Genomic DNA, 8,329 nt, shown 5'->3' on the forward strand with positions numbered 1-8,329 from the left:
GGGGTGATCGTGCGCGGTATTTGAGCAAGACTCCAAGGTTCCGGCCTCGCCGGTGCGTGAAGAACTATATGATGTAGAAGGCGATCGCGTTAAAGTTGTATTGCAAGGTGCTTGCGGTTCCTGTTCTAGTAGTACAGCAACTCTGAAAATTGCGATCGAAGCCAGATTACAAGATCGTGTCAGCAAGAGCCTTGTAGTCGAAGCAGTTTAGGAATTGCTGTAGGACTTAACGTACTCTACAAATACGACCTAATATGCATCAGCCAGGAACAGAAAGTAGGATTTGAATCGAATCATTGTCTCCACTCAATGCTTCATACCAATTCTTTCTTAATTACGAACTTGTACTGAGCGTAGCCGAAGTATTACGAATTACGAATTGGTATCAGTCCTACCACTATGACGGCTAACAGCATATAGGCTTCATAGATTAAGTGCCTAAAAAGCAAATTTCATCATTCAACTCGCTTCAAAGGAACAGCATATGAGCACATTGTACGACAAACTTGGCGGACAACCAGCTATTGAACAAATAGTAGATGAACTCCACAAACGCATTGCGACAGACAGCATCCTCAATCACTTTTTTGCTGGTACAGATATGGCCAAGCAGCGTAATCATCTAGTTGCTTTCTTATCTGAGATTTTTGAGGGGCCAAAGCAATACGGCGGTCGTCCAATGGACAAAACACACGCTGGAATGAATTTACAGCAACAACACTTCGATGAGATCGCCAAGCTTTTGAGTGAATCAATGGCTGTGCGTGGAGAGTCGCCAGAAGACACCAAAGCTGCACTAGAGCGCGTCGCAAATTTCAAGGGCGCTATTTTGAACAAGTAGTAGGACTTATGCATTGATTGTTGACAAATAGCAACATCAAGTCCTATTTAGTCTTGCAAGCTGAAACACATTATGACGTATTTGTAAATTGCGTAATTTTCTTTGTTCTTTGTCATTTGTTTTGACAAAGAACAAAGGACAAAGGACAAAAAGAAAAGAAATTTAACCAGGAAATATATGTACTTGCTTTCAATCATTTTAGCTGTGGAGCGATCGCCCCCAGCAGGCATTTATGCCAACGCTACCAACGATGCTCTACACGCGCTCACTACTGTCGCTCAACTGGCGTGAACGCAACTGACAAACGCGCATACCCACCAACCAATTGCAGGAAAACACGAACAATGACTGACGATAACATTAGACAGATAGCTTTCTACGGAAAGGGCGGTATCGGTAAATCTACCACTTCCCAAAACACCTTGGCAGCTATGGCAGAAATGGGTCAACGCATCCTCATCGTCGGTTGCGACCCTAAAGCTGACTCCACCCGTTTGATGCTACACAGCAAGGCTCAAACAACCGTTCTTCACCTCGCCGCAGAACGTGGTGCAGTAGAAGATATCGAAATCGAAGAAGTAATGTTAACCGGTTTCCGTAACGTTCGTTGCGTAGAATCTGGTGGTCCAGAACCCGGTGTAGGTTGCGCCGGTCGTGGTATTATCACCGCCATCAACTTCTTAGAAGAAAATGGTGCTTACCAAGACCTAGACTTCGTATCTTACGACGTATTAGGTGACGTTGTGTGTGGTGGTTTCGCTATGCCTATCCGCGAAGGTAAGGCACAAGAAATCTACATCGTTACATCTGGTGAAATGATGGCGATGTATGCTGCTAACAACATTGCTCGTGGTGTTCTCAAGTATGCTCACACTGGTGGCGTGCGTTTAGGTGGTTTGATTTGTAACAGCCGTAACACAGACCGGGAAATCGAATTGATCGAAACCTTGGCAAAACGGTTGAACACCCAAATGATTCACTTCGTACCCCGTGACAACATCGTTCAACACGCAGAATTGCGCCGGATGACTGTTAACGAGTACGCACCAGAAAGCAACCAAGCTAACGAATACCGGATTTTGGCTCAGAAAATTATCGACAACAAAAATCTAGCTATTCCTACACCTATCGAAATGGAAGAACTAGAAGAATTGCTGATTGAATTCGGTATTCTCGAAAGCGACGAAAATGCTGCCAAGTTGGTAGGTAAGACTGCTGCTGAAGCTCCTGTAGCATAAGTGGCTGCTAAGAAATAATGCTTTAGCACAAGGAAAAAGGAACAGCTTCATATCTTTCCTTTTACCTCTCCCTCGCATCTCCCCCCTAACCTTAGAGGGGACTCCTAGTCCCCCTATGCCCCGATCCTTACGAGTCACAGAGGCTAAGTATGACACCTCCAGAAAATCAAAACATCATCGAAGAAAGAAAAGAACTAATTAAAGAAGTTCTCAGTGCTTATCCAGAAAAAGCTGCTAAAAAGCGCGAAAAGCACTTAGGCGTATACGAAGAAGGTAAGTCCGATTGCGGCGTTAAGTCTAACATCAAATCCCTTCCAGGTGTAATGACCGCTCGTGGTTGTGCTTACGCCGGTTCTAAAGGTGTGGTTTGGGGTCCTATTAAGGACATGATCCACATCAGCCACGGGCCTGTAGGTTGCGGTTACTGGTCTTGGTCTGGTCGTCGTAACTACTACATCGGCACCACAGGTGTTGACACCTTTGGTACCATGCACTTCACCTCTGACTTCCAAGAACGAGATATCGTCTTTGGTGGTGACAAGAAACTTGTCAAGCTAATCGAAGAACTTGATGTACTTTTCCCCCTCAACCGTGGTGTTTCCATTCAATCTGAATGTCCCATCGGTCTAATTGGGGATGACATCGAAGCTGTTGCTCGGAAGACATCGAAAACAATTGGCAAGCCAGTTGTTCCTGTGCGTTGCGAAGGCTTCCGGGGTGTTTCCCAATCTTTAGGACACCACATTGCTAACGACATGGTTCGTGACTGGGTGTTCACCAGAGCAGACCAAGCTAAGAAAGACGGTACACTTCAGTTTGAAGGTACTCCTTATGATGTAGCAATTATTGGTGACTATAACATCGGTGGTGATGCTTGGGCTAGCCGCATCCTGTTAGAAGAACTCGGCTTGCGCGTAGTCGCTCAGTGGTCAGGTGATGGCACCATCAACGAAATGTTGATGACCCCCAATGTGAAGATGAACCTCATCCACTGTTATCGGTCGATGAACTACATCAGCCGTCACATGGAAGAAGCTTACGGTATACCCTGGCTTGAGTATAATTTCTTCGGCCCCACCAAGATTGCTGAATCTTTACGGGAAATCGCTTCTAAATTTGACGAGACAATCCAAGCAAACGCTGAGAAGGTAATCGCCAAGTATCAGCCAACAATGGATGCGGTAGTTGCTAAGTACCGCCCCCGCTTGGATGGTAAGACTGTTGCCATCATGGTTGGTGGTCTACGTCCTCGCCACGTTGTCCCAGCTTTCCAAGATTTGGGCATGAAGATGATAGGTACTGGTTATGAGTTCGCTCATAATGACGACTACAAACGTACCACTCACTACATCGAAAACGGCACCATCGTTTATGACGACGTTACCGCTTACGAATTCGAGGAATTTATCAAGGCGCTGAAGCCTGACCTAGTAGCTTCTGGTGTGAAAGAGAAGTACGTCTTCCAAAAGATGGGTCTACCTTTCCGTCAAATGCACTCTTGGGATTACTCCGAACCTAGCGATGCCTTCGGCGGGCTACGCGCCAACGCTCCTCAATATCATATAATGCAAGGTTTTTTAGCGGCGGGAGAAAAAAGAGCCTATTTCTAGCCTAAATGCAAGTTGCAGGGTTATTTAGGAATAATCTGTTTTTATGCTTCAGACAGTATAACTCTTATCCAGTCTGGTTTTGAGGTTTTGCTTGCATTTTGCTCAAAGAAAAACTGTAAAATGAAAGACTACTTTTAATGACGATTTTTTAGATTAAATGGTGCGATCGGCAAAAGCAGAAAAATCTACTTGTGGTATGTAAAACATCAATTTGCCTTAACGCTCATATTCAGCAATAGAAAATAACTTTTGCATCCCTATCACCGACTTTCAAACATCTCATGCAACGGGGTTGTTAGACCGCGATAATTATAGGGCTAGGCGTAGTTTTTTCATCTTTTAGAAAAGCTAAAAATGTAAGGTGATCATAATAAATTTGTAATACATTTTGTAATACAATTAAAGATAGTAAACAAATGTAATAAAAATGATTTAATTGCCTTTATGAGCGCTTGCCTTCACTCGACATCATTTAGAAATTGTGTGTGATATGCACAATAAGTAGACTGTTGTAGCGATCGCATGATGCGGAAAACAATCACCACCAGCAGGTATGCCTTTATAGACTGCACAACCAACGAGAAATAGATGCGACTTGGTTCTCTTGATTTAGGTTAGCAGCGTTACTGAGAGTGCCGTTTTCCAATTGATTCCAGATTTCGCCTGCCATCCTTGTAGCGATCGCTGATCCTACGAAGAAAGTCAGAGGTGAATGCCCTACTCTAGAAAATGCTTCACGTATACGATTTAGTGCTGCTTGTGCAGTTTTCCAATGTTCATCTCCGCCTGCGGGATCTATACCCCCTTTAAGTTCACCAAGGGCGATAACGTATGGTGCAACTACAGATGGTTCAATGGCGCTAGATTTGTTGGCTGCTAACTCTGCTGGGGCTAAGTTAAACTGCTTCATAAGTTGTTATAAGATCATTAATGGATTGAAGATGATTTTGATAGGAACACATAGGAATTCAATTTATGGCTTTTTCCACACATAAACGCACTTCCGCAATGGATCGCGTCCATGATTTCCCATTTGCTGGCTACTATTACCTTTATCACTTGGTAAAACAAGGATATTTTCAATAACAAAACCTAGCTGTTCGGCGAAATCAGAGAGAATCATATCTACTGAAATGCTTGCGCCTGCATAACGAACATTGTCGTTAACCATGAATAAAAGTGCCCCTGGTTTAAGAACACGAAAACATTCTTGTATTACACACGCCATCTCATAAAAATATCCTCTGACCATTCTTGGTATACCATTGTTATTCAACGCACCCTTTGCTTTTTGGTTATCTAGATATTTCAAGATAGCCTGCAACAAATTCTGTGAATCAGCAATAGCTAAGGCTGTTTTCCAGTCTGAGTTGATAGTCAATAAATCTTTGGGGCGATTTTCAACTGTACAACTTAGCATTTCCTGACGAAGGTTAATTAACTCCTTTTCAGAAATACCAAGTAGAGCTAGTTCTAGCGCATAGGTGCGAGTATAGTCGTATCGATTGCAATAGGGTGGGGATGTAATAATTGCATCATATACGCAATTGGCTATATGCGGCATAATCTCAAGACAAGATCCTTCATAAAGATGAATTTGACCTTGAGAATTTTTAATTGGGAAAAGCTCAATTTGTTGTGTAGAAGGTAGTAAATCATCAATAATTTCACTTATTTTATTGGTGATCGCATTATCAAACTCAAGAATTTCGCCTTTGTTGAAAAGTTTCTTGCTCTGTCCACGACCTGAACGATAATCCCAACGGAGGTACTGTCCATCTTTACGTGTGTAACTTATGGATTCTAAAACGCACAGTAAGACAAAGTTTAAAACTACCTGGACTCTATTATTTTCTCGTTTACAAGCTTCAAGATACTGCTCAATTGCATTTCTAGTTAGTTCAGCATAAGCCCCTTTTGTGATTCTCAATTCGGGTAAGTGTTTTTTCTGCTCACGCTGCTTCCAAACCTGTAACTTTGACCAATATTTTATACTCTCGAAATCTTCAGGAGTGAATTCATAATCTAAAACCTTTTTAGCATTAATTATTTGTTGACCAATAGGCAATAATTCAATACCGTCAGCATCAATTCCAGCTTCCCTAACAGCAAATAGCGCAGTTCCACTACCTGCAAATGGGTCTAAAACCTTGCCTTGAGTAATTTTATATTGTTGTAATAGATATTCTATAAGAGATGCAGAAAAAGCTTCTTTGTATTTATACCATCGATAGATAGGTCTAGTCTTGTTAGCTTGGAAACTAACTATAAGTCGCGTCAATGAAGGATGAACTAAAAATTTATTCTGGAAGCGCTGATACAGTTGCCTATCAAGGTTGTCAATTTCACCTAAACAATCACTTTCCACTTCGGACACGGTATTGGAGACACTTGCTAGGCTGATCACAGATAAATTTTCCTAGATAATTAACTAGTCAAGTTAGTATAGTTCTAAATTTTAGGGGTAGATATATGATTAGCCCAAACTTTACAAAAAGTCACTGTCTATTTAGGAATGGTGTGCGAGATGCACAAGAAGTACCCCTTTGTAGCGATGTCTGCAACGGGCTGTTCGGCGTCGCCTTAACTCAACAATAAGCTATGTGAACATGGTATGGGGGATGCGATCGCATTAAACCGTCCAATCTCAATTAACAATCCGGGTACTTTGCCCAAATCCCGATGATTGCGCGTTAATAAAACTAATTTACGAGATAGTGGGATGCCTACGGTGGGCTGCGCCAACGCTCCCATCGGCACATCCATGCTTTTGATCAACTTCACTAAACTATTTAGACACTATGCCCAGTCGAGAGAAGGTTTTCGCTTAGACTTAGCACAATCCTGTAAGTAGAGATTAATTAAAGTTTGATAGGGAATGTCTGTTTCTTCTGCAAGAGACTTAAAGTATTCAATCACATCTTCTTCTAAGCGGATTGTAATCTGCTTTTTCAGATTTTTCACATAGGGATTACGAACAGACTCAGAAAAATCATATTCATCTTTCATGGCAAAAACTCCTCATATTGCTTACGTTCGTGCCTTGTAGCTGTACGAGCAGAGATAATACGAATTAGGCGATCGCTATTTTTATACAGATGAGATACCACTAATAATCGAAACTCATCACTCATACCCAGCAGAAGAAACCGATCTTCCTCAACTGAATGCTCTGGATCGTAAATTAAACGCGCATTTTCGTCAGAAAAGACAGTTTGAGCCTCTTCAAATGATACGCCATGCTTACGCTCATTGCTTTTAGGCTTGGAGAGATTCCACTCGAATTCTATCTCACTCATACATACATTGTAGTTACAAAGTTTTTTATGAGCAAGTACAATAGTTATTTAAACCATCCAATCCTCTATTCACAATTCAGGTATCTTGCTGAAATCCCAATGTTGCTTTTATGAGCGATCGCCCCAACTCGACAACACGCCACTGCATATTCATACTGGGTGAGGTTAAGCGATCGCTTGTGAATCAGGAAGCCTATTATATAAAAAGCCTGTTTGTGATCGTTACTCACAAACAGACTTGACTTTTTTATACTTCTAATTAAGCTTGCTCCCAGAGCTGACGTACATAATCAGGTAGCCAGCTAGCAATTTCTTGAATTCGTTCTTCGGAAAGTTCGTCTTTGGTGGCAGAAAACACTGCTTTAACCGCTTGCTCTCGGTCTACTGTTCCCGGCTTTCCGCCCTCATTAGCAACTCTGAACAGGAAGCGATCAGAATCAATCTTGAAGATGCCTGGGCCTTGCCAAGGTGGACGAACCCGGCTCAAAAATCTCACAAGTGGATTGCTATCTCTCCAGAGATCAGCCACTTCAAACTGGAGTGCTTTTTCATCTGTAGGTACAGCCTCTGTATGCAGTTCTGCCTCGACGCGATCGCTAGCTTCTGTGGTCATTAAGTCGCGCATAACGCGAAACACAACTTCGGTAAAGTCTCTTGCATCATAGGGGTCTGCAAATCCGGCTTTGACCTGCACTTTTTCCAGGAACGAACGATGTTCGTCTGCGATCGCAGTTCGAGTATCTTCAATCTCCGTTGGGTCAACTTCTGGAATGTTTGTTCTAAAACTTTGATCGGGCATTGTTTTTTCTTGTGGTTATTAATTTTGAGTCTTTATGCTTACTTTATGTAAGGTCGCACAGATCAAAAACCCTTGGAATCTTCCAGAAGTTTGAGATCGTAACTATTCAAAAGTTAGAAATTTATCTGATCTGCTCACAGCAGTAGAGTCATGGTTGAGGGTAAGTGATTTACCTTTATTCACCAGAGCAATGCTTCTGATGTTTTTGCCCGTCTGTGTCGAAAACCAGTCAAAATAAATGAGTTGGTATAAAATCAGCCGAAATAAAGATGCTAGAAACAACAAACATCGAAATTAACACGAACTATGTCAAAGTACCCAACGATGACCTAGAAATCGATGCTTACTTAGCTCAACCAGCACAAAACGGAACCTTTGGCGCGGTTATAGTTTTTCCAGAAATTTTTGGAATCAATCGTAATATTCGAGATATTACGGAATTAATCGCCAAACAAGGATACGTAGCAATAGCCCCGGCGATGTATCAACGTGTTGCTCCTGGTTTTGAGGCTGACTTTAGTCCAGAATATGCAGGCTATAGC

Annotated in this window: 11 protein-coding genes and 1 pseudogene; 5 read left to right on the forward strand and 7 right to left on the reverse strand. The window is 42.2% G+C overall.

The genetic code is table 11. The features are described 5' to 3' along the window. Positions 1–61 precede the first annotated feature (61 nt). The 4 genes and pseudogenes from LC574_RS15140 to nifD all read left to right on the forward strand — a co-directional run. Positions 62–211 (forward strand): annotated as a pseudogene (locus LC574_RS15140) (NifU family protein); the annotation flags it as partial. Positions 212–484: 273 nt separating this feature from the next. Next, positions 485–841, forward strand: a complete 357-nt coding sequence (locus LC574_RS15145; protein WP_229454284.1) for a group 1 truncated hemoglobin — start codon at positions 485–487, stop codon at positions 839–841. Between the two features lie 344 nt (positions 842–1,185). Continuing rightward, positions 1,186–2,079, forward strand: a complete 894-nt coding sequence (nifH, locus tag LC574_RS15150; RefSeq protein ID WP_229454285.1) for a nitrogenase iron protein — start codon at positions 1,186–1,188, stop codon at positions 2,077–2,079. Between the two features lie 149 nt (positions 2,080–2,228). After that, complete coding sequence (gene nifD, locus LC574_RS15155) at positions 2,229–3,689, forward strand: nitrogenase molybdenum-iron protein alpha chain (RefSeq protein ID WP_229454286.1); 1,461 nt, start codon at positions 2,229–2,231, stop codon at positions 3,687–3,689. A gap of 559 nt (positions 3,690–4,248) precedes the next feature. Here nifD and LC574_RS15160 read toward each other — a convergent pair. The 7 genes from LC574_RS15160 to LC574_RS15190 all read right to left on the reverse strand — a co-directional run bounded on the left by LC574_RS15160 (position 4,249) and on the right by LC574_RS15190 (position 7,787). Continuing rightward, entirely contained in the window at positions 4,249–4,599 is a 351-nt protein-coding gene (locus LC574_RS15160) for a type II restriction endonuclease (RefSeq protein WP_229454287.1), read from the reverse strand. A gap of 63 nt (positions 4,600–4,662) precedes the next feature. Then, positions 4,663–6,096: a site-specific DNA-methyltransferase gene (locus LC574_RS15165; RefSeq protein WP_229454288.1), complete on the reverse strand. Its 1,434-nt coding sequence runs from the start codon at positions 6,094–6,096 to the stop codon at positions 4,663–4,665. A 176-nt stretch (positions 6,097–6,272) separates the two neighbouring features. Further along, positions 6,273–6,473, reverse strand: a complete 201-nt coding sequence (locus LC574_RS15170; RefSeq protein WP_229454289.1) for a hypothetical protein — start codon at positions 6,471–6,473, stop codon at positions 6,273–6,275. 15 nt (positions 6,474–6,488) lie between these two features. Beyond that, entirely contained in the window at positions 6,489–6,698 is a 210-nt protein-coding gene (locus tag LC574_RS15175) for a BrnA antitoxin family protein (protein ID WP_181928133.1), read from the reverse strand. Beyond that, the gene (locus LC574_RS15180; protein WP_267871540.1) at positions 6,695–6,988 is read right to left on the reverse strand and encodes a BrnT family toxin; all 294 of its coding nucleotides are present in this window, start codon (positions 6,986–6,988) and stop codon (positions 6,695–6,697) included. Before LC574_RS15180 ends, LC574_RS15175 begins: the two co-directional genes overlap by 4 nt. Positions 6,989–7,053: 65 nt before the next feature. Beyond that, the gene (locus LC574_RS15185) at positions 7,054–7,218 is read right to left on the reverse strand and encodes a hypothetical protein (protein WP_229454290.1); all 165 of its coding nucleotides are present in this window, start codon (positions 7,216–7,218) and stop codon (positions 7,054–7,056) included. 29 nt (positions 7,219–7,247) lie between these two features. Next, positions 7,248–7,787, reverse strand: a complete 540-nt coding sequence (locus tag LC574_RS15190) for a DUF2267 domain-containing protein (protein WP_229454291.1) — start codon at positions 7,785–7,787, stop codon at positions 7,248–7,250. Positions 7,788–8,056: 269 nt separating this feature from the next. Here LC574_RS15190 and LC574_RS15195 point away from each other — a divergent pair. Further along, the coding region (locus tag LC574_RS15195; protein ID WP_229454292.1) for a dienelactone hydrolase family protein at positions 8,057–8,329 on the forward strand (273 nt) is incomplete at its 3' end.

Origin of the sequence: Nostoc sp. CHAB 5715, from assembly GCF_020829685.1 — a bacterium.
GTDB lineage: Bacteria > Cyanobacteriota > Cyanobacteriia > Cyanobacteriales > Nostocaceae > Nostoc.

What these genes read in the sequence shown, in the direction of transcription:
- LC574_RS15145 (WP_229454284.1), top strand. Translation starts at nt 485, where the DNA reads ATGAGCACATTGTACGACAAACTTGGCGGACAACCAGCTATTGAACAA.
- nifH (WP_229454285.1), top strand. Translation starts at nt 1,186, where the DNA reads ATGACTGACGATAACATTAGACAGATAGCTTTCTACGGAAAGGGCGGT.
- nifD (WP_229454286.1), top strand. Translation starts at nt 2,229, where the DNA reads ATGACACCTCCAGAAAATCAAAACATCATCGAAGAAAGAAAAGAACTA.
- LC574_RS15160 (WP_229454287.1), bottom strand. Translation starts at nt 4,599, where the DNA reads ATGAAGCAGTTTAACTTAGCCCCAGCAGAGTTAGCAGCCAACAAATCT.
- LC574_RS15175 (WP_181928133.1), bottom strand. Translation starts at nt 6,698, where the DNA reads ATGAAAGATGAATATGATTTTTCTGAGTCTGTTCGTAATCCCTATGTG.
- LC574_RS15180 (WP_267871540.1), bottom strand. Translation starts at nt 6,988, where the DNA reads ATGAGTGAGATAGAATTCGAGTGGAATCTCTCCAAGCCTAAAAGCAAT.
- LC574_RS15190 (WP_229454291.1), bottom strand. Translation starts at nt 7,787, where the DNA reads ATGCCCGATCAAAGTTTTAGAACAAACATTCCAGAAGTTGACCCAACG.